This window comes from Saccharopolyspora gloriosae (assembly GCF_014203325.1).
GTDB lineage: Bacteria > Actinomycetota > Actinomycetes > Mycobacteriales > Pseudonocardiaceae > Saccharopolyspora_C > Saccharopolyspora_C gloriosae.
The window spans coordinates 4,891,007-4,909,552 of sequence record NZ_JACHIV010000001.1 but is presented as its reverse complement, the minus strand read 5'-3'; the positions used below and the strand labels follow the sequence as shown (position 1 = coordinate 4,909,552).

Sequence of the window (18,546 nt, the reverse complement as noted above, 5' to 3'; positions counted from 1 at the left end):
CCGCTGACAGGACAATGATCAAAAGATCTTCGGTAAGGATTCCACGACCCGGTGGGTGAGCGGGTCGTCGAGCAGGAACGGAGAGTGCGGTGGCGCGAACGTTGCGGGGGCGGCGGGTGCTCGTCGCGGGGGCCGGGGTGTCCGGGCGCTCGGCGGCGGAGGCGTTGCTGGCCGCCGGTGCCGAGGTCACCGTCACCGACGCGTCCGAAGAGCGGCTGGCCGCGCTCGACACCGTGCGCGACGGCGGAGGTCACCTCGTGCCCGGACTGCTCGAACCGCCCGACGGGACCGAGCTGCTGGTCACCAGCCCCGGCTGGCGGCCCACCGCGCCGCTGCTGGCCGCCGCCGAGAACGCCGGGATCGAGATCCTCGGCGAAGTCGAACTCGCCTGGTGGCTCGACCGGCAGCGCCCGGAACCCGCCGACTGGCTCGCCGTCACCGGCACCAACGGCAAGACCACCACCGTCACCATGCTCGAAGCCATCCTGCGCGCCGCCGGGCTCGACGTCGTCGCCTGCGGCAACGTCGGGCTCCCGGTCGTCGACGCGGTGCGCGCCGGGCACCGGGTGCTGGCGGTGGAACTGTCCAGCTTCCAGCTGCACTGGTCCCGGTCGCTGGCCGCGCACGCCGGAGCAGTGCTCAACCTCGCCGACGACCACCTCGACTGGCACGGCACCCTCGACGCCTACGGCGCGGCGAAGGCCAAGGTGTACGCGGGCAACGTCGTCGCCGTGCACAACGCCGACGACGACTGGTCCACCCGCCTGTCCACCGGAGCGGGCAGGCCCGTGTCGTTCACCCTCGGCGAGCCGGGACCGGACCAGCTCGGCATCTCCGGCGCCGCGCTCGTCGACCGCGCCTTCGGCGACCGCGAAGTCCTCGCCGACGTCGCCGACGTGCGCCCCGGCGGCCCGCACAACCTGGCCAACGCGCTCGCCGCCGCCGCGCTCGCCCGCGCCTACGGCGTGCCCGCCGACGCCGTCAAGCGCGGACTCCGCGAATTCGAACCCGGCGCGCACCGCTCCGCGACGGTCGCCGACATCGCCGGAGTGACCTACGTCGACGACTCCAAGGCCACCAACCCGCACGCCGCCGACGCCGCGCTGCGCGCGCACGACCGCGTCGTGTGGATCGCGGGCGGACTGCTCAAAGGCGCCGAAGTCGACGAACTCGTCGCCCGCAACGCCGACCGGCTCGCCGCCGTGGTGCTCATCGGCCGCGACCGCGCCGCATTCGCCGAAGCACTCGCCCGACACGCCCCGCACGTGCCCGTGGAGCAGGTCGCGTCGGGAGACGATGAGGGCATGTCCCAGGCCGTGACCAAGGCCGCCGCGTTCGCCGACCCCGGCACGGCGGTGCTGCTCGCCCCCGCCGCCGCTTCGATGGACATGTTCACCGACTACGCGCACCGGGGCCGGGCCTTCGCCGACGCCGTGCGGGCGCTGCCCGCCACGATCGCCCCCTCCGACGGGTGACGCCGTGGCCACCTCCACCGCCACCGCGCGCCGCCCGCGCCGCAGCAGCCGCCCCACCGGCATCGCCGCGATCACCACGCCGTTGACCGCGTGGCTCACCCGGCCGCTTGCCTCGTTCCACCTGCTGCTGGCCGTGTTCGGGCTGCTCACCGTGTTCGGCCTGGTGATGGTGCTGTCCGCGTCCAGCGTGGACTCGTTCACCAGCGCCGGATCGTCCTACGACATCTTCATCCGCCAGGTCATCTACTGCGCCGCCGGACTGCTGCTGTTCTACGGCGCGCTGCGGCTGCCGGTGCGGCAGATGCGCAAGCACAGCCTGACCGTGTTCGGCGGCTGCCTGCTGATGCTGCTGCTCGTGCTCACCCCGCTGGGCACCGAACGCAACGGCGCGCAGAGCTGGTTCGTGCTCGGCGGCGTCTCCTTCCAGCCCGTCGAATTCGCCAAGATCGCCTTCGCTCTCTGGGGCGCGCACGTGCTGGTGACCAAGCGCGGGCTGCTCGCGCAGTACCGGCACCTGCTGGTGCCCGTGGTGCCCGCCGCGATGATGATGTTCGCGCTGGTCATGCTCCAGCCCGACCTCGGCTCCACGATCACGCTGTTCATCGTGCTGCTCGCCCTGATGTGGTTCGCGGGCGCACCGCTGCGGCTGTTCGGCGTGTCCGTGCTCGGCGCCATCACCGCCGCCGTCGTGCTCGCGATGGTCGCGCAATACCGGATGGACCGGATCACCACCTTCCTGGACCCCGCCTCCGACCCCACCGGGCGCGGCTACCACGCGCGGCAGGCGCTGTTCGCGCTCGCCGACGGCGGGCTGTTCGGCCGCGGCCTCGGCCAAGGCTGGTCCAAGTGGCAGTACCTGCCCAACGCGCACAACGACTTCATCTTCGCCGTGATCGGCGAAGAACTCGGGTTCGTCGGCTGCACCGTCGTGCTGATCCTGTTCGGCACCACCGCCTACGTCGGCATGCGCATCGCCGCCCGCAACACCGACCCGTGGATCCGGCTCGTCGCCGCCACCCTCACCGCCTGGCTCGTCGGGCAGGCCGCGATCAACGTGGGCTACGTGGTGGGCCTGCTGCCGATCACCGGGCTGCCGCTGCCGCTGATCTCCTCCGGCGGCTCGTCGGTGGTGACCAGCATGCTGGTGTTCGGGCTGCTGGCGAACTTCGCCCGGCACGAACCCGAAGCGATCGCCGCGCTACGGTCCCTCGGACCGGGCCGCGTCGGGAAACTGCTGCGGCTGTCCACACCCGAGCCCTACCGCCCGCCGGCGAAACGCCGCGCGGCGCGCACCGCACCCTCGACTCGCCCTGGTGCGCGCAGCGCAGGGGCACAGCCGACCCGCCGGGGATCACCGGACGCGCGGAACCGCACCGCGGCCCGCGGCAAGACCGGATCCCGGGCACAGACACGAGGAGGACACCGTTGAGCGGGCAGCAACCGGCCCCCGGATACCCCGCCCGGCGCGGCCTGTCGGTCGTCGTCGCAGGCGGCGGCACCGCCGGACACATCGAGCCGGCCCTCGCCCTGGCCGACGCCGTGCGCAGGCTGCGGCCCGACGCGCGCATCACCGCGCTCGGCACCGAGCGCGGCCTGGAGAACCGGCTGGTGCCCGCTCGCGGCTACCCGCTGGAACTGGTGCCGCCGGTGCCGATGCCGCGCAAACCCAGCGCCGAACTCCTGAAGATGCCGGGCAAGGTGTGGGACTCGGTGCGCAAGACGAAGGACGTGCTGGAACGCGTCGAAGCCGACGTCGTCGTCGGATTCGGCGGCTACGTATCGCTCCCCGCCTACCTGGCGGCGCGCGGCAAGACACCGATCGTCGTGCACGAGGCCAACGCCCGAGCGGGCATGGCGAACAAGGTCGGCGCCCGGTTCGCCGAGCGGATCTTGGCCGCCACCCCCGACAGCGGACTCGCCGGGGCCCGGCCCATCGGCATCCCGCTGCGGGAATCCATCACCGGCCTCGACCGCGCGGCGCTGCGCATGCAGGCCCGGCAGTTCTTCGGGCTGCACCCGCACGCGCCGACGATCCTCGTGTTCGGCGGCTCGCAGGGCGCGCAGACGCTGAACACCGCGTTCTCCGGTGCCGCGCAGGCGCTCGGCCGGGCGGGCATCGGAGTGCTGCACGCGCACGGCCCGAAGAACACCCTCGCCGTGCAGCAGGTGCCGGGTGCGCCGATCTACAACGCCGTGCCGTACCTGGAGCGGATGGACCTCGCCTACGCGGCGGCGGACCTCGTGGTGTGCCGCTCCGGGGCGATGACCGTCGCCGAGGTCTCCGCGGTCGGCCTGCCCGCGGTGTTCGTGCCGCTGCCGCACGGCAACGGGGAGCAGGCGCTCAACGCGCAGCCCGTCGTCTCCGCCGGCGGCGCGCTGCTCGTGTCCGATGAGGACATGACCCCGGACAAGGTCATCAACGAGATCCTGCCGCTGGGCCGCGACCCGCAGCGGCTGCAGATGATGAGTCGTGCCACGCTGGGCACCGGACATCGCGAAGCCGACCAGGTGCTCGCACGAATCGTGCTGGAGGTGGCCGGCCAGTGACCGAACCACAGACCGCGCAACGCAGCGGTACCGACGACCTGCTGTCCCGAGTGCACCTCGTGGGCATCGGCGGCGCCGGCATGAGCGGCATCGCCCGCATCCTGCTGGCCCGCGACCGGCAGGTGTCCGGTTCCGACGCCCGCGACTCCCGCACCGTGCTGGCGCTGCGCGCGCAAGGCGCGCACGTGGCGCTCGGGCACCGCGGCGAGAACCTCGACCAGCTCGACGAGGACCCGACGGCGATCGTGGTGTCCACCGCGATCCGGCCGGACAACCCGGAACTCGTCGAAGCCCAGCGCCGCGGGGTGGCCGTGCTGCGCCGCGCCGAAGCGCTCGCCGCGCTGATGGCCGACCACCGGGTCGCCTGCGTCGCCGGCACGCACGGCAAGACGTCCACGACCTCGATGCTCACCGTCGCGCTGCAGCACTGCAGGCTCGACCCGTCGTTCGCGATCGGCGGCGACCTCAACGAGTCCGGGGCGAACGCGCACCACGGCGAAGGCGGCGTGTTCGTCGCCGAAGCCGACGAGAGCGACGGGTCGTTCCTGGTGTTCGCGCCCTCGGTGGCCGTGGTGACCAACGTCGAACCCGACCACCTGGACCACCACGGCACCGCCGAGGCCTACACCGAGGTCTTCGACGAGTTCGTCCGCCGCATCGAGCCGGGCGGGGTGCTCATCGTCAACACCGACGACGCGGGCTCCGCGCGGCTGGCCGGGCAGGCCGAAGCGGCCGGGTTGCGCGTCCGCCGCTACGGGCAGCACGCGGACGGCGTGGGCGACGCGCGCATCGTCGACTACCGGCCCGAGCACGGCGCCGGTGTCGCGGCCGTCGAACTCGGCGGCCCGGACGGACCGCAGCGCGTCGACGTGCAGGTCTCCGTGCCCGGCGAGCACATGGCCGGCAACGCCGTCGCCGCGCTGCTGGCCGGGCTCGAACTCGGGGCGCCGCTGGAAGAACTGCTCGACGGGCTCGCCGCGTTCGGCGGCGTGCGCCGCCGCTTCGAGTTCAAGGGCCAGGCCGGTGGGGTGCAGGTCTACGACGACTACGCCCACCACCCGACCGAGGTCGACGCGCAGCTGCGCGCCGCCCGGCCCGTCGTCGGCGACGGCAGGCTGATCGTCGTGTTCCAGCCCCACCTGTTCTCCCGCACCGCCACCTTCGCCACCGAGTTCGCCACCGCGCTGGGACTCGCCGACGAAGTCGTGGTGCTCGACGTCTACGGCGCGCGGGAAGACCCCGAGCCCGGCGTCACCGGCGCGCTCATCGCCGACGCGATCCCGGGCGCACCGCGGCGGGTGCACTTCGAACCGTCGCTGACGGACGCGGCGCCGCTGGTCGCGGGCCTGGCCGCGCCGGGCGACCTGGTGCTCACCATGGGCGCGGGCGACGTGACGATGCTCGGCCCGGAGATCCTGGTCGAGCTGGAACGGGCCGCGGGCACCGACGGAGCCACGGGGTGAACGCGTCGGGGCGGGCATCGCGGCGGCCGGGAGTGCGCAGCACTCGCGGCCGTCCGGTGCGCGGCGGCGCGTCCCGCCCCGACCGCCGGTGGTTGCTGCCGGTGCTGATGTCGGTGATCACCGGCGTGGTCGTCCTGCTGTACTTCACCCCGATCCTCGGGGTGCGGTCGGTGCGGGTCGAGGGCGCCGCGGCGGTTCCCGAACAGGCGGTGCTCGACTCCGCCGGGATCGAACTCGGCAACCCGATGCTGCAGGTCGACTCCGACGGCATCCGCTCGCGGCTGGGCGAGGTCCCGGAGATCGCGGGTTCCGAGGTGCACCTGGACTGGCCGTCGACGGTGCGGCTGGAGATCACCGAGCGCACCGCCGTCGCCTACCTGCCCGCCGACGGGCCGGGCGACAGCGGGGTGCGGTTGATCGACGCGGCCGGGGTGCCGTTCCGCACGGTGCCGCGCCCGCCCGCCGGGCTCGCGCAGCTGCGGCTGGGCGATGACCGGGCCGAAGGCGTCCGGGTGGCGATGATCGTGCTCACGGCGCTGCCGCCGCAGCTGCGGTCCCAGGTGACCGAGGTTCGCGCCGATCGGCCGCACAACCTGTACCTGGGGTTGACGGGAGGCCGGCAGGTGCACTGGGGCGAGAGCGGCGACTCGGCCCGGAAAGCGGCGATCCTGATCCCGCTGCTCACCCGCGAGGGCCAGGTCTACGACGTCACCAGCCCGGACCTGCCGACCGTGGCGTGACGGTCTCGCGAGTGGAATGCGCGCGAGTGCGGGATTAGCGTTAGTTCCACATCGCGCCGATGACGTGGTGTTCGCGGATTGATCCGATTCGGCATATGCCGACCGGAAATATCGTACGTCTCATCGGGTGTTGAATCGGCCGACGTTCCCATTGTGCATACGTCCAACGGGTGTATCTGATCGACGTATCGTGCGAAATTCGGGCATTCGCATTCAGTCATTCGATAATGTTCGTCGTGTCCACGGGGGCGGCACGAGGAGACGTTGTGGCGGGCGAACAGGGGGCGGCGAGCCCCGGTGGCGGCTGGGGGAACATCTCCGCGCAGCTGAGTGGAATCTCCGCGCAGACCGACGAAGTGCGCGGGAAGGTCGCCTCCGGGCAGCTCAAGTTCGAGCCCGATGCGGCGGCGAAGGCGGCGGCCGCGTACGAGAAGGCGCAAATGCGGTTGGCTCGAGTTCGGAGAGATGCTGAGCGGCTGGGGCGTGTTCAGGGGCTAGGTGAGTACTCCTCGGCCGTTCAGTTATCCCGGAAGTTTGAGCATAAGGCGGTGGATCCTGGTGTCGGTGCCGCTGACTTGATCACGAAGCTTGGGGATGAACTTGGCAAGAGGGCTGAGCTGTTCCGTCAGGCGGAAAAAGACTATTCATCCATGGACGAATCGATCGCGGAGGATTTGAGCCGAGGGGAGCAGCGATGAGCCTTCGGGCCCGCGCAGCGGTACCGGTGTTGGGGGTGTGCGTGCTGCTGGCGAGTTCTGGCTGTGCGCTGAATTCCGAGGCTGACGAACCGGACCAAGCTCGGCCGAGACCCGCGACGGGGCTTTCTCCGGTCGATCCCTGCGCCCTGCTCACCGCCGACGAACTGACCGAGCGCGGAGCCTGGGTTCCCGGCCACCCGAACAACGGCATCACGTCCGAGCCGGGATGCGACTTCGACGGCGATCCGTTCGGGTACAGCTTCTTCAAGAACCAGCGGATGTCTGTGGCGAAGTACGGGGCGCAGGATAACTGGGCCAAGTTCGACCGCCGTGAGCTCCAAGGGCGGCCTGCGGCAAACACGATCGATGCGAGTGCGACCAAGAGCCGGATCTGCTCCACGATGTTCGACGCCGGGGGTGGCGTGATCATCGTGACGGCGGGGGAGCTCAACGACGAGGGACGGGACGAGTGCGCCGAGTCCTGGCGGCTCGCCGAGTTGATCGCGCCGAGGATGCCGCACTGATCATCGGCCGATTCGGGTGAGGCGGGGCGATGTCGAACTGGGGGGACGAGCATGGGGTTCGGAGAGTGGGCGGGTGCGGTCGGGGACGCCGTCCACGACGCTGGTGCGCACTGGCTGGGTTACGACACGAACGCGCAGCGGGAGCAGAGCGAACGCGCGCAGGACGCCACGCGGGCAGGTGAACGGCGGCGGAACGCCCTGGCGGAGCAGAACGAGCGGTTGCACACCGGTGGGGAGTTCGATCCGCCGTCGATCACAGAGCAGGAGAACTGGCAGTCCTACGGCCACGCCGAGTTGTACGAGATCAACGAGCGGTCGATCGACCAGGCGCAGGCGCGGGAAATCGCCCGCGCATGGCGGGAGATCGGCGCCGTGCTCAAAGAACTAGGCCCGGATCTGCAGCGCGATGCGCAGGCCGCGATCGACGGTGGCTGGGAGGGTGACGCCGCGGACGCGGCGAAGGCTTCGGCTGATCCGCTGGTGAAGTGGATGGCCGACAGCGGGGAAGCGTTCCACCTCACCGGGAACAAGATCGAGGAAGCGGGTTCGGCCGCCGGGCAGGCGAAGGCGATGGTGCCGGAACCGCAGGACTTCAGCATCGGACGCACCATCGCCTCGAGCATCCCCGGCGGGCTCGTCGGTGGCGGCGTGGACGCACTGGCCCAGATGCGGGAACGGCAGGAGGCCGAGCGCGCCGCTCAGGAGACCATGCAGCGGGTGCTGACCCCGACCTACGAGGACGTCGACGCCACGGTCCCGGCCTATCCGGGCTTGGACGGCGCCCCGCTGCCGCCGCCTCCGCCGAGCGAACCACCTCCCGTGGAACCGCCGCCGCCTCCCGTGGATCCGCGGGAGGACCGCAACGGCGGGACCGGAGGATCCGACCGCCGCGGCGACCAGGGCGGGAACGACCGCGGCGGGAACGAACGGGGCGGCGGTGACCGGAAGGTCCAGCCGATGCCGTATCCCGACGAGAACGGCCGTCCGAGGCCGGACGGTCCCGCCAAGACCGATCCTTCGTGGGTGCCGGACCGACCCGAAGCGCCGCAGGACCGCACCCCGCCGCGCCCCCCGGGCCACTCGCAGTTCCCGCCGGGGGCCGTGGCGCCACCGCTGCACGGAGGAGGCGGCGGGGGTCGTGCCGGTGGACCGGCGACCGGCGGCGGCACCGGCAGAGGCGGGCCGGGCGGCGGTATCGGGAGCGGCAAGACCGGCACGAGCACGACGAATCCGCCGGGGCCGGGCGGCCGGGCCGGAGTCGGCACGCCGAACGTCGGCGCCGGACCCCGCGCGGCGGGCATCGGAGGCGCCGCGGGAGGTGCCGGTGGGGCGCGCGGCGCCATGGGCGGCGGCATGGGCGGTGCCGGCCGCGGCGGGCAGGGCGGCGAGGACTACGAGCACGAACGCCCCGGCTGGCTCCAGGAGCAGGACGACGTCTGGATGGACGGCATGCCGAACACCGCTCCGCCCGTGTTCGGCGAGTGAATCCGGTTCGGACACCGGTGGGGGGATCACCGGTCGAGGGGGAGCGATGAGCTTGATCGTGCGATGGCGGCTGCACCCGCTGCACCTGTACCTGGTGCGCAGCTACCTGGGGTTGGACGACCTCACGTTGCCGTTGGAAGGTCCCGCCTACGGGCGGACCCGGCGGCAGCTGGGCGAGGTCGCCCGGCGGGAGGCGGGCACCTTGCGGGACCTGGGAATCCTGGTCGACGACGACGTCCCGGCGGAGCTCGCGCGAGCGCTGCGGGTGCTCACCAAGCCGTACCTGTGGGTCGATTCCCTGTGGTTCCCCGAGTTCGGCGCCGACGCGGCGTGGCGCACCGTCGCCGCGCTGACCGACGGCGGCCGGGTGGTGCTCGGCGTGCAGTCCCCGGACGAGGGCGGCCGGTTCGGCGGCGCGTTGACCGTGGAGGTGCACGAGAAGGTCTCGCTGCCGGAGGTGCTGCTGGCGACCCTGCCGTCGGCCCCGCCCGGCAACCGGGGCCGGGTGCAGGTGCCGGAGAGCTCGTTGCGGGAGGACGCGGAACCGGCGCCGGGCGGGTTCCTGCGGCAGATGTCTCCGGTGCGCGGCAGCGGTGATCGGCTCGTCGAGCTGTACCGCGGCATCGGCGCGGACACCCACGTGCGGGCAGGGCAGTTCGCCGCCTCTGCGCGGGAACCGGGCGGGCGGCAGCGGCGCTCCGCGGTGGCGCGCTGGTTCGACAACGCCGAGCCCGACGGGCGCTACCTCGACCACCACGAGCGGGGCGCCACGGGGGAGCGGATGTATTCGCTCACCCCGGCCGATGCGCGGACGATCAGAATGCATCTCGACGCGCTCGTCGCTTCGGTGCGAGGTTGATCGACGCCCGGCTGGGGGGCGTTCTTCGCACTGCGGGACCCGGCGCGCCGAATGGCTCGTCCACGAGCGGAATCGTCGCCGGAAGGAGGTCGCCGAGGGCCTGTGGAAGAAGCATTCTCCCTGCTCAGTGGCCTTGATATCGGGTGTACGAAGGGGATTCGGCCGAGGTGAGCGCATTCGCCGGCCGCGAGTCCTCCTAGGACGTGAGCGGATTGCTCCGAAAGGAGCCTCGCATTCGCGATCAGGTCGAATTCGGTCCTGATCGGCGCCGCGACGGGCAGCCCTGAATGGCGCATTGACGATGATCCAACCCCGGAATAGGTTTCAGAAATCGTTTTCTGGGGGTTGTGATGGCCGACGCCGCGATCAGCCGACGGACCGCGTTGTGCGGCGCGGGAGCGGTGCTGCTCGCCGGTGCCGCCGGGTGCGCACCCGCGCGGAACCCGCACGAGATCAGCCTGTGGAACTTCTACGGACCCGGCGGGCAGACCAAGAGCCAGAACGACTGGATCATCAAGCTCGCCGCGGACTGGAACGCCACCCACGAGGTGCAGGTCCGGCTGCGCTACGTGCCGAACAAGGACTACAAGGCGGGTCCCACCCTGCAGACCTCGTTCAGCGCGGGCGCCGGGCCGGACGTGTTCCTGCTCAGCCCCGGCGACTTCCTGCGCTACTACAACGGCGGCGCGCTCGCCGACCTCACCCCGCACCTGGAACCCGGCGTGCGCGAGGACTTCCTGCCCGAAGTGCTCGCCACCCGCCTCGTCGACGACCGGGTGTACGGGCTGCCGATGGAGATCGAGCCGCTCGCGCTGTTCTACGCCGAGGACGCCTTCGAACGCGCCGGGCTGTCCGAAGGCGACCTGCCGACGACCTGGGACGACCTGCTGGGGCTCGCCGACCGCCTCACCACCCCCGACCGGTTCGGGATGCTGTTCGAGACCAACCCCGGCTACTACCAGAACTTCACCTGGTACCCCTGGCTGTGGATGGCGGGCGGCGAAGTCCTCACCCCCGACCAGCACCGCAGCGCGTTCGACTCGCCCGCGACCCGGCGCGCGCTGCGGCTGTGGCAGGACGCGGTGGGCGCGGGCAGCGCACCCCGCCGGGTGCAGGGCGAAGGCGGCAACGACTCGATCTCCAACCTCGCCCAGGGCTACTGCGCGATGCAGCAGCTCGGAATCTGGGGCATCGCCGAGATCGCCGAACAAGCCCCCGGCTTCCGCTACGGCGTGACCCCCATGCCCGCGCCGCCCGGCGCCACGTCCACCACCGCGCTGGGCAGCTGGGCCATGGTCGCCAACGCGAAGGGCGCCAACCCGGAGGCCGCGGCCGAATTCGTCGCCTGGGCGCTCGGGTCCTCCGATCCGGCCTGCGTGGAGCGGATGCGCCAGTGGAACACCGAAGCCAAGACCGGCATCCCGCCGCGCCGCTCGGTGCGCCGCGCCGCCGAAGAGCACGGCGCGTTCAGCGACGGGCCGATGCAGGTCTTCGCCGACCAGGTCATGACCGACGCGCGCCCGGAACCCCGCTACCCGCCCGAGGTGTACCGGGCGATCTCCGACGCGCTGCAGGCCACCCAGCTCGACGGCGCCGACCCCGGTGCCGCCGCGGCGAGCGCCGCCGAGCAGATCGACGCGTTCCTCGACGGCTACGACGGGGCGGCGATCCAATGAGCGCTCGACGCGCCGAAGGCCGCGCGGCACTGGGCTTCCTGGCACCCGACGGGCTGGGACTGCTGGTGTTCGTCGCCGTCCCGACGGTGCTGGCGCTGGTCGTCGGCCTGTTCGAAGTGGACGGTTTCGGCAACGTGGAATGGGCCGGGCTCAGCAACTTCCGGCTGATGGCCGGCGACGGCCTGCTGTGGCAGAGCTTCGGCGTCACCGCGCTCTACACGATCCTGTTCGTGCCGCTGGTGTTCGCGTGCGGACTCGGCCTGGCGCTGCTGGTGCGCGACCACTTCCCCGGCGTCGGCGCGGTGCGCGCCGCGCTGTTCCTGCCGAACGCGGTGAGCCTCGTCGTCGTCGGACTGCTCTGGCAGTTCCTGCTCACCGACAAGACCGGGCTGGTCAACCGCATCGGCGCGGCGTTCGGGCTCGGCGGCGTCTCCTGGCTGGGCGACCCGGACCTGGCGCTGGTCACGCTGGTGCTGATCAGCGTGTGGTTCCTGATGGGCTACCAGATGCTCATCTTCCTCGGCGGCCTCAACGACATCCCCGGCGACCTCTACGACGCGGCCACCGTGGACGGCGCCGGCGCGTGGCACCGATTCCGGCACGTGACCTGGCCGATGCTGCGGCCCACCAGCTTCTTCGTGCTCGTCACCTCGATGGTCAACGCCGTCACCGGGCTCCAGGCGTTCGACCTCGTCTTCGTGACCACCTCCGGTGGTCCCGCGAACGCGACCTCCACCATCGTCTACTACGCCTACCAGCAGGCGTTCCAGTTCGGCCGGTTCGGCTACGCGGCGGCGATCTGCGCGCTGCTGGTGCTGCTGCTGGGCACCGTCACCGGCCTGCTGTTCGCCGCGACCCGAGGAGGCCGGTTCGATGCGTAGCCGCGTGCGCGGCAAGGCCCTGCTCGCCTACCTGGTGGCGCTGCTGACCGTCGCCCCGCTGCTGTGGCTGCTGCTGGCCGCGTTCCGGCCGGAATCCGAGCTGTACTCCGCGACGTGGCCGAGCTCGCTCACCCTCGACAACGTGCGCTACGTGCTGACCGAGGTGCCGTTCCTGCGCTACCTCGCCAACAGCGCGTTCGTCTCCGCCGCAGTGACCGCGGTCGCGCTGCTGCTGCACTCGATGGCCGCGTACGCCCTGGCCCGGATGCACTTCCGCGGTCGCGGCATCGCGTTCGCCACCATCATCGCGACGCTGCTGATCTCGCTGCCGGTCATCCTGGTGCCGCTGTTCCTCGTCGTGCGCACCCTCGGCATGGTCGACACCTACGCGGGGCTCATCGTGCCCGGCGTGTTCAACGCCTTCGGCATCTTCCTGCTGCGGCAGTTCTACCTCGGGGTGCCGCGCGAACTGGAGGACGCCGCCCAGCTCGACGGCTGCGGCCACTGGCGGACCTACTGGCACGTGGTGCTGCCGCTGAGCAGGCCGATGCTGGCCGCGCTGGCGGTGCTGTTCTTCCTCACCAACTGGAACTCGTTCCTGTGGCCGCTCGTGGTCGCCCAGGACGAGTCGCTGCGCGTGGTCCAGGTCGGCATCGCCTCGCTGCAAGGGCAGTACGCCTCGAAGCAGCACTACGTGATCGCCGCCGCGCTGGTCGCCGCCGTCCCCACCGTGCTGGTGTTCCTGTTCGGCCAGCGCAAGCTGATCGACTCGCTCAAGACCACCGGGCTGAAGTGATCCCTTCTCCCGGCGGCGCTGTCGGGGGTTCGCCGTAGCGTTGCGGCGACGGGCGGGGAGGGGAGCGCGATGCGGGCGGCGAGGCTGATCTCACTGGTGCTGCTGCTGCAATCCAGGGGCACCATGACCGGGCCCGCGCTCGCCGCGGAGCTGGAGGTCACCGAACGCACCGTCGTCAGGGACGTGCTCGCGCTCTCCGAAGCGGGCGTGCCGATCCACGCCGAACGCGGCCGCCACGGCGGCTACCGGCTGCTCGGCGGCTACCGCACCCGGCTCACCGGCCTGCACCGCGCCGAAGCGGAAGCGCTGCTGCTGGCCGGGATTCCCGGGCCCGCCGCCGACATGGGGCTCACCGACGCCGTCTCCAGCGCCCGCCGCAAGATCTCCGCCGCGCTCGCGCCCGGCCACCGGGACGTGCCCGACCGCGTCTCCGGCCGCTTCCACCTGGACGCGCCCGGCTGGTTCCGGGATGCGGCGGCCCCGCCGCTGCTGGCGGAGCTCGCCGACGCCGTGTGGCAGGACCGCGCGCTGCGGGCCGTCTACCGGCGCGGCGAGCACGACGTGCACCGCGAGATCGAACCGCACGGCCTCGTGCTCAAAGCGGGCGTCTGGTACCTCGCCGGTCGCACCGGCGGCGACTTCCGCGTCTACCGCGCCGACCGGTTCCGGCAGGTCGAGCTCGCCGAACCGTTCCACCGGGACGAGAGCTTCGCGCTGCCCGAGTTCTGGGCGCGCCGCGGCGCCGAGTTCGCCCGCGCCCTGCTGCGGGACGAGATCGCGGTGCGGATCAGCCCCGCCGGACTGCGCGCGCTGCACGTCCACGTCGGGCACCCGTCGGCCGCCGACGCCCGCGCGGCGGCGGGCGAACCCGACGAGCAGGGGTGGGTGACCACCACCCTGCCCGTCGAATCCCTCGACGTCGCCCACGAGCAGCTGCTCGGGCTCGGATCGGACGTGCGCGTGCTCGCGCCCGAACCGCTGCGCGAGCGGATGGCCCGGTCGGCCGCCGCCCTCGCCGAGCTCTACGCGGCGGATCAGCGGTACCCGGTGACGTCCTCCGGCAGACCCGCTTCCACGACCTCGGTGATGTAGCGCCACGAGTCCGGCCGCGAACCGTCCACGTCGGTGAACTCGTAGAACCGCGCCAGCTCGATGCTCGACAGCGTCCGGCCCGCCCAGCGCGACACCTCCGGATCAGCCGCCATCGCCGCGACGCCCCGGCCGACGAAGCGCGGCGTCTCCGAGATGCCGAAGTGCGGTTCGGTGGCCTCCCGCCAGTTCTGCTCGGTGACGCCGAACAGCTCCAGCATCATCTCCGAGCGCAACCAGCCCGGCGTGACCGCGACCGCCGTGCTGCCGTGCGGGCGCAGTTCCTCCGCGAGCCCGAACGCCATCCTGCTCGCGGCGATCTTGGTCACATCGAAGAACGCGCCCAGCTCCCCGCGGTAGCGCTCGTTGTACTCCGAGGTGCCGTCGGTGAGCTCCACCACCAGCCCACCCGGCGTCCGGGACAACAACCGCAGCGCGAAGTGGCTGGTGATCAGGTGCGCCTCGATGCCCACCCGCAACCGCCGCAGGCCGATGTCCAGCGAGTGCTCCCACACCGGCTTGTTCCAGTCGGTCAGGTTCTCCCCACCGAGATCGTTGACCAGCAGATCGAGCCGCCCCTGCTCCCGCTCGATCCGAGCCACCAGCTCCTCGACGTCCGCGGGCGCCGCGTGGTCCGCCCGGACCGCGATCCCCTCGCCGCCCGCGGCCGTGACCAGCTCGGCCGTGTCCTCAATGGACTCCGGCCGGTCGTACTCGGAACGTTGCTCGCGCGTCGTGCGGCCCGACCCGTACACCGTGGCGCCCGCGGCGCCGAGCTCCACCGCGATCCCCCGTCCCGCACCTCGCGTAGCGCCTGCGACCAGCGCGATCTTCCCGCGCAGCGGCTGATTCATCGTCGTGCTCCCTCATCGGCCCTCCACCTGCTCGACCGATGCTGGCGGCGAATCCGGACAACCGCCGTCGGGATTTCCTCGCCATTGTTTTCGAGTGGGCCGCCCGGCGTGCCCGGGCGCGCGGTACGGTGAACGGTGGTGATCGCGGACGTGGATCACCGCGCAGGCGAGAACGACGGTCGAGGCGGATCTGCGACGTGGGTGGCATGACACACCTGGGAGAACTCCCGGCGTGGCTGCTGGACGCGGTGGCGCGGGCAAGCCTACGGTCCGCACCGGGTACGGGGTTGACCGCGTTTCGATCTTGTGCTCGCACGGGAACATCCCGGCAACGGCCGGTGCCCGTGCCGGCTCCGGACACCTGTCCGGTTCCCACGGTGACCGCACCCGCGGCGGTCCGAGCAACGCAGAGCGCTCAGCCACGATCAGGAAGGCGGACCCGATGACGCCCCCGCACAACTATCTAGCGGTGATCAAGGTCGTCGGCATCGGCGGCGGCGGTGTCAACGCCGTGAACCGCATGATCGAGGTCGGGCTCAAGGGCGTCGAGTTCATCGCGGTGAACACCGACGCCCAGGCCCTGCTCATGTCCGATGCCGACGTAAAACTGGACATCGGCCGCGAGCTGACCCGCGGGCTCGGCGCAGGCGCCGCCCCCGAGGTCGGGCACAAGGCCGCCGAGGACCACAAGGAAGAGATCGAAGAGGTCCTCAAGGGCGCCGACATGGTGTTCGTGACCGCAGGCGAAGGCGGCGGCACCGGCACCGGTGGCGCCCCCGTGATCGCCGACGTCGCGCGCAAGCTCGGCGCGCTGACCATCGGCGTGGTCACCCGGCCGTTCTCGTTCGAGGGCAAGCGCCGGGCCAACCAGGCCGAGCAGGGGATCAAGGAACTCCGCGACTGCTGCGACACGCTCATCGTGATCCCGAACGACCGGCTGCTGCAGCTCGGCGACATCGGGGTCAGCCTGATGGACGCCTTCCGCTCCGCGGACGAGGTGCTGCTGTCCGGTGTGCAGGGCATCACCGACCTGATCACCACGCCGGGTCTGATCAACCTCGACTTCGCCGACGTCAAGAGCGTCATGTCCGGGGCGGGCAGCGCCTTGATGGGCATCGGCTCCGCGCGCGGGGAGGGCAGAGCCGTGCAGGCCGCGCAGAAGGCGATCAACTCGCCGCTGCTGGAAGCCTCGATGGAAGGCGCGCACGGCGTCCTGCTGGCCATAGCGGGCGGTTCCGACCTCGGCCTGTTCGAGATCAACGAATCGGCCTCGCTGGTGCAGGAATCCGCGCACCCCGAAGCCAACATCATCTTCGGTACGGTGATCGACGACTCGCTCGGCGACGAAGTGCGGGTCACCGTGATCGCCGCCGGGTTCGACGCGGGCGCCCCCACGCACAAGAAGCTCGAGCCGACCAAGGTCGGCGGGCGCGACACCGTCGCCGGTGGCGAAGCCGGGCAGGTCACCGAAGGCCAGGTCGTCGACAGCACCAGCGAACCCGCTCCGGAACCGCCCCCGGCACCCGCTCCGCAGCCGGCCCAGCCCGCCGCGGAACAGGCTCCGCCGCCCGCACCGGCCCCGCAGCCCGAGCCGCGGGAGCAGTACGGCCAGCAGCAGAGCTACGAGCCGCGCCAGGGCTACGGCGAAGGCGGCACGCCCGGCGTGTCGGTGCCGACCCGGTCCAGCGGCGGCTACCCGTCGCACACCGGCACCCAGGGCATGAGCGGCCAGCTGCCGTCCCGCCCGATGCCGGTCGCCGACGACAACGACGACGACGTGGACATTCCTCCGTTCATGCGGCGCTGATCGCCCGCACGCGTAGGCGAGAATGGGCACCGGGACGACATCGTCCCGGTGCCCATTCATGTGCGCGGCTCCGGCGCGGAGCACGCCGCACGGCGGCACTTCGCCAGTCGGCGACGAACCCTCGAGATCGGGAGTGACAGAGTGCGGATCCGGCGCGTGATCACCACGCGGGAAGGCGGCAGCTCGGCACCGCCGTTCGACTCGTTCAACCTCGGCGGCCGGGTCGGTGACGATCCCGCCGCGCTGGCCGCCAACGAGCGCAAGCTCGCCGACGGGATCGGCCTGGGACCGGACCGGCTCGTCTGGATGGAGCAGATCCACGGCAAGAGCGCCGCGCTCGTCGACGGGCCGCAGCCGGAGCCGGTGGAGGCCACCGACGCGCTGGTGACCGCCCGGCCCCGGCTCGCGCTGGCGGCGCTGACCGCGGACTGCGTGCCTGTGCTGCTGGGCGATCCGGTGACCGGGGTCGTGGCCGCGGTGCACGCGGGACGCGTCGGCGCGCGGGTGGGCGTGCTCGTGGAAGCGCTGAAGACCATGCGGGAAGCGGGCGCCCGGCTCGACGACATCGAGGCGCTGCTCGGGCCCGCCGCGTGCGGCCGGTGCTACGAGGTCCCCGCCGCGATGCGCGACGACGTCGAGGAGTACCTGCCGGGCAGCGCTTGCCGCACCCGCAAAGGCACTCCGGGGCTGGACCTGCGCGCCGGGCTCTGGGAGCAGCTGGCAGGTGCGGGCATCGCGAAGATCGGGGTTGATCCGCGCTGCACCATGGAGACCCGCGAGCTGTTCAGCCACCGCCGCGACGGGCCCCGCACGGGCAGGTTCGCGGCAGTGGTGTGGGCGGAGCCGGAGGAGGAGTCGTGAGCGAGGACGACCGCCGCCGCGCGGAACTGGCCGAGTCGCTGAGCGAGGTGCGCCAGCGCCTCGACGCGGCCTGTGCGGCCGCCGGGCGGCCGGCGGAGGACGTCGAGTTGCTGGCGGTCACCAAGACCTTCCCTGCGCGGGACGTGGCGCTGCTGGCCGATCTGGGGCTCACCTCGTTCGCGGAGAACCGCGAGCAGGAGGCGCGGCCGAAGGTCGCCGAGTTCGACGAGCTGCGCCCGGACGCGGGAGCTCGCTGGCACATGGTCGGGCAGCTGCAGCGGAACAAGGCGCGGTCGGTGGCCCGCTGGGCCGACGTCGTGGAGTCGGTGGACAGCCCGCGGCTGGTGGAAGCGCTGTCCGGAGCCGTCCGCAACGCCCTCGAAGCGGGGGAGCGGACACGCCCGCTCGAAGTTCTCGTTCAGGTGAACCTGGACGAGGCTGCGGGCCGGGGCGGCTGCGCGCCGGGCGAGGTGCTGCCGCTCGCGGAGGCCATCACGACGACGAGTGAACTCCGGTTGCGCGGAGTGATGGCAGTGGCGCCGCAGTCCACCCAGTCGGGCGTGGCGTTCAACACACTTTCCTTGATCGCTACGCAGCTGCGTCGTGACTTCCCCGAGGCTGGGGAGATCTCAGCGGGAATGAGCGGTGATCTGGAGAGTGCTGTGGCGCACGGCTCCACTCGGGTGCGTGTCGGAACGGCGCTGCTGGGAGGGCGACGGCTAATCTCGCCGTAGCCTGGGCGGAGGGTCGAAAGCCGGTCGAACCGCGCTCGGCTCGAAGGAGTCGCGGAA

17 protein-coding genes are annotated in these 18,546 nt (G+C 71.9%); 16 read left to right on the top strand and 1 reads right to left on the bottom strand.

The window, feature by feature from the left end:
* Nucleotides 1–89: 89 nt before the first annotated feature.
* The 13 genes from murD to BJ969_RS21235 all read left to right on the top strand — a co-directional run bounded on the left by murD (nt 90) and on the right by BJ969_RS21235 (nt 14,236).
* Nucleotides 90–1,475, top strand: coding sequence for a UDP-N-acetylmuramoyl-L-alanine--D-glutamate ligase (murD, locus tag BJ969_RS21295; RefSeq protein ID WP_343071524.1), 1,386 nt, complete (start codon nt 90–92; stop codon nt 1,473–1,475).
* Nucleotides 1,476–1,479: 4 nt separating this feature from the next.
* Complete coding sequence (ftsW, locus tag BJ969_RS21290; protein WP_184481366.1) at nt 1,480–2,904, top strand: putative lipid II flippase FtsW; 1,425 nt, start codon at nt 1,480–1,482, stop codon at nt 2,902–2,904.
* A complete protein-coding gene (gene murG / locus BJ969_RS21285) occupies nt 2,901–4,022 on the top strand; it encodes an undecaprenyldiphospho-muramoylpentapeptide beta-N-acetylglucosaminyltransferase (RefSeq protein ID WP_184481364.1) in 1,122 nt (373 codons plus the stop codon). The genes ftsW and murG overlap by 4 nt, the downstream gene beginning before the upstream one ends.
* Nucleotides 4,019–5,485 (top strand): UDP-N-acetylmuramate--L-alanine ligase, encoded by a 1,467-nt coding sequence (murC, locus tag BJ969_RS21280; RefSeq protein ID WP_343071523.1) that lies wholly within the window; start codon nt 4,019–4,021, stop codon nt 5,483–5,485. The genes murG and murC overlap by 4 nt, the downstream gene beginning before the upstream one ends.
* Complete coding sequence (locus tag BJ969_RS21275) at nt 5,482–6,225, top strand: cell division protein FtsQ/DivIB (RefSeq protein WP_343071522.1); 744 nt, start codon at nt 5,482–5,484, stop codon at nt 6,223–6,225. Before murC ends, BJ969_RS21275 begins: the two co-directional genes overlap by 4 nt.
* A 170-nt stretch (nt 6,226–6,395) precedes the next feature.
* Complete coding sequence (locus BJ969_RS21270) at nt 6,396–6,923, top strand: hypothetical protein (RefSeq protein ID WP_184481362.1); 528 nt, start codon at nt 6,396–6,398, stop codon at nt 6,921–6,923.
* The gene (locus tag BJ969_RS21265; protein ID WP_184481360.1) at nt 6,920–7,447 is read left to right on the top strand and encodes a DUF3558 family protein; all 528 of its coding nucleotides are present in this window, start codon (nt 6,920–6,922) and stop codon (nt 7,445–7,447) included. Before BJ969_RS21270 ends, BJ969_RS21265 begins: the two co-directional genes overlap by 4 nt.
* Nucleotides 7,448–7,498: 51 nt before the next feature.
* Nucleotides 7,499–8,932 (top strand): PPE domain-containing protein, encoded by a 1,434-nt coding sequence (locus BJ969_RS21260; protein ID WP_184481358.1) that lies wholly within the window; start codon nt 7,499–7,501, stop codon nt 8,930–8,932.
* A gap of 46 nt (nt 8,933–8,978) precedes the next feature.
* Entirely contained in the window at nt 8,979–9,791 is an 813-nt protein-coding gene (locus BJ969_RS21255) for an ESX secretion-associated protein EspG (RefSeq protein ID WP_184481356.1), read from the top strand.
* A gap of 350 nt (nt 9,792–10,141) precedes the next feature.
* Nucleotides 10,142–11,467, top strand: coding sequence for an ABC transporter substrate-binding protein (locus BJ969_RS21250; RefSeq protein ID WP_184481355.1), 1,326 nt, complete (start codon nt 10,142–10,144; stop codon nt 11,465–11,467).
* Nucleotides 11,464–12,348: a carbohydrate ABC transporter permease gene (locus tag BJ969_RS21245; protein WP_184481354.1), complete on the top strand. Its 885-nt coding sequence runs from the start codon at nt 11,464–11,466 to the stop codon at nt 12,346–12,348. The genes BJ969_RS21250 and BJ969_RS21245 overlap by 4 nt, the downstream gene beginning before the upstream one ends.
* A complete protein-coding gene (locus BJ969_RS21240) occupies nt 12,341–13,144 on the top strand; it encodes a carbohydrate ABC transporter permease (protein ID WP_184481353.1) in 804 nt (267 codons plus the stop codon). Before BJ969_RS21245 ends, BJ969_RS21240 begins: the two co-directional genes overlap by 8 nt.
* 69 nt (nt 13,145–13,213) lie before the next feature.
* On the top strand, nt 13,214–14,236 hold the full coding sequence (locus BJ969_RS21235) for a helix-turn-helix transcriptional regulator (protein WP_184481351.1): 1,023 nt from the start codon (nt 13,214–13,216) through the stop codon (nt 14,234–14,236).
* On the opposite strand, the gene BJ969_RS21230 is transcribed toward BJ969_RS21235, so the two are convergent.
* Complete coding sequence (locus BJ969_RS21230; RefSeq protein ID WP_184481349.1) at nt 14,179–15,087, bottom strand: SDR family oxidoreductase; 909 nt, start codon at nt 15,085–15,087, stop codon at nt 14,179–14,181. The genes BJ969_RS21235 and BJ969_RS21230 overlap by 58 nt on opposite strands.
* Before the next feature lie 442 nt (nt 15,088–15,529).
* On the opposite strand from BJ969_RS21230, the gene ftsZ reads away from it, so the two are divergent.
* The 3 genes from ftsZ to BJ969_RS21215 all read left to right on the top strand — a co-directional run bounded on the left by ftsZ (nt 15,530) and on the right by BJ969_RS21215 (nt 18,489).
* Complete coding sequence (gene ftsZ, locus BJ969_RS21225; RefSeq protein ID WP_184481347.1) at nt 15,530–16,894, top strand: cell division protein FtsZ; 1,365 nt, start codon at nt 15,530–15,532, stop codon at nt 16,892–16,894.
* A gap of 141 nt (nt 16,895–17,035) precedes the next feature.
* Nucleotides 17,036–17,755, top strand: coding sequence for a peptidoglycan editing factor PgeF (gene pgeF, locus BJ969_RS21220; protein ID WP_184481345.1), 720 nt, complete (start codon nt 17,036–17,038; stop codon nt 17,753–17,755).
* Entirely contained in the window at nt 17,752–18,489 is a 738-nt protein-coding gene (locus tag BJ969_RS21215; protein ID WP_184481343.1) for a YggS family pyridoxal phosphate-dependent enzyme, read from the top strand. Before pgeF ends, BJ969_RS21215 begins: the two co-directional genes overlap by 4 nt.
* The last annotated feature ends 57 nt before the right edge of the window (nt 18,490–18,546 follow it).

Coding starts and splice junctions, on each gene's coding strand:
- BJ969_RS21265 (WP_184481360.1), top strand. CDS start 6,920: ATGAGCCTTCGGGCCCGCGCAGCGGTACCGGTGTTGGGGGTGTGCGTG.
- BJ969_RS21260 (WP_184481358.1), top strand. CDS start 7,499: ATGGGGTTCGGAGAGTGGGCGGGTGCGGTCGGGGACGCCGTCCACGAC.
- BJ969_RS21255 (WP_184481356.1), top strand. CDS start 8,979: ATGAGCTTGATCGTGCGATGGCGGCTGCACCCGCTGCACCTGTACCTG.
- BJ969_RS21250 (WP_184481355.1), top strand. CDS start 10,142: ATGGCCGACGCCGCGATCAGCCGACGGACCGCGTTGTGCGGCGCGGGA.
- BJ969_RS21245 (WP_184481354.1), top strand. CDS start 11,464: ATGAGCGCTCGACGCGCCGAAGGCCGCGCGGCACTGGGCTTCCTGGCA.
- BJ969_RS21240 (WP_184481353.1), top strand. CDS start 12,341: ATGCGTAGCCGCGTGCGCGGCAAGGCCCTGCTCGCCTACCTGGTGGCG.
- BJ969_RS21235 (WP_184481351.1), top strand. CDS start 13,214: ATGCGGGCGGCGAGGCTGATCTCACTGGTGCTGCTGCTGCAATCCAGG.
- BJ969_RS21230 (WP_184481349.1), bottom strand. CDS start 15,087: ATGAATCAGCCGCTGCGCGGGAAGATCGCGCTGGTCGCAGGCGCTACG.
- ftsZ (WP_184481347.1), top strand. CDS start 15,530: ATGACGCCCCCGCACAACTATCTAGCGGTGATCAAGGTCGTCGGCATC.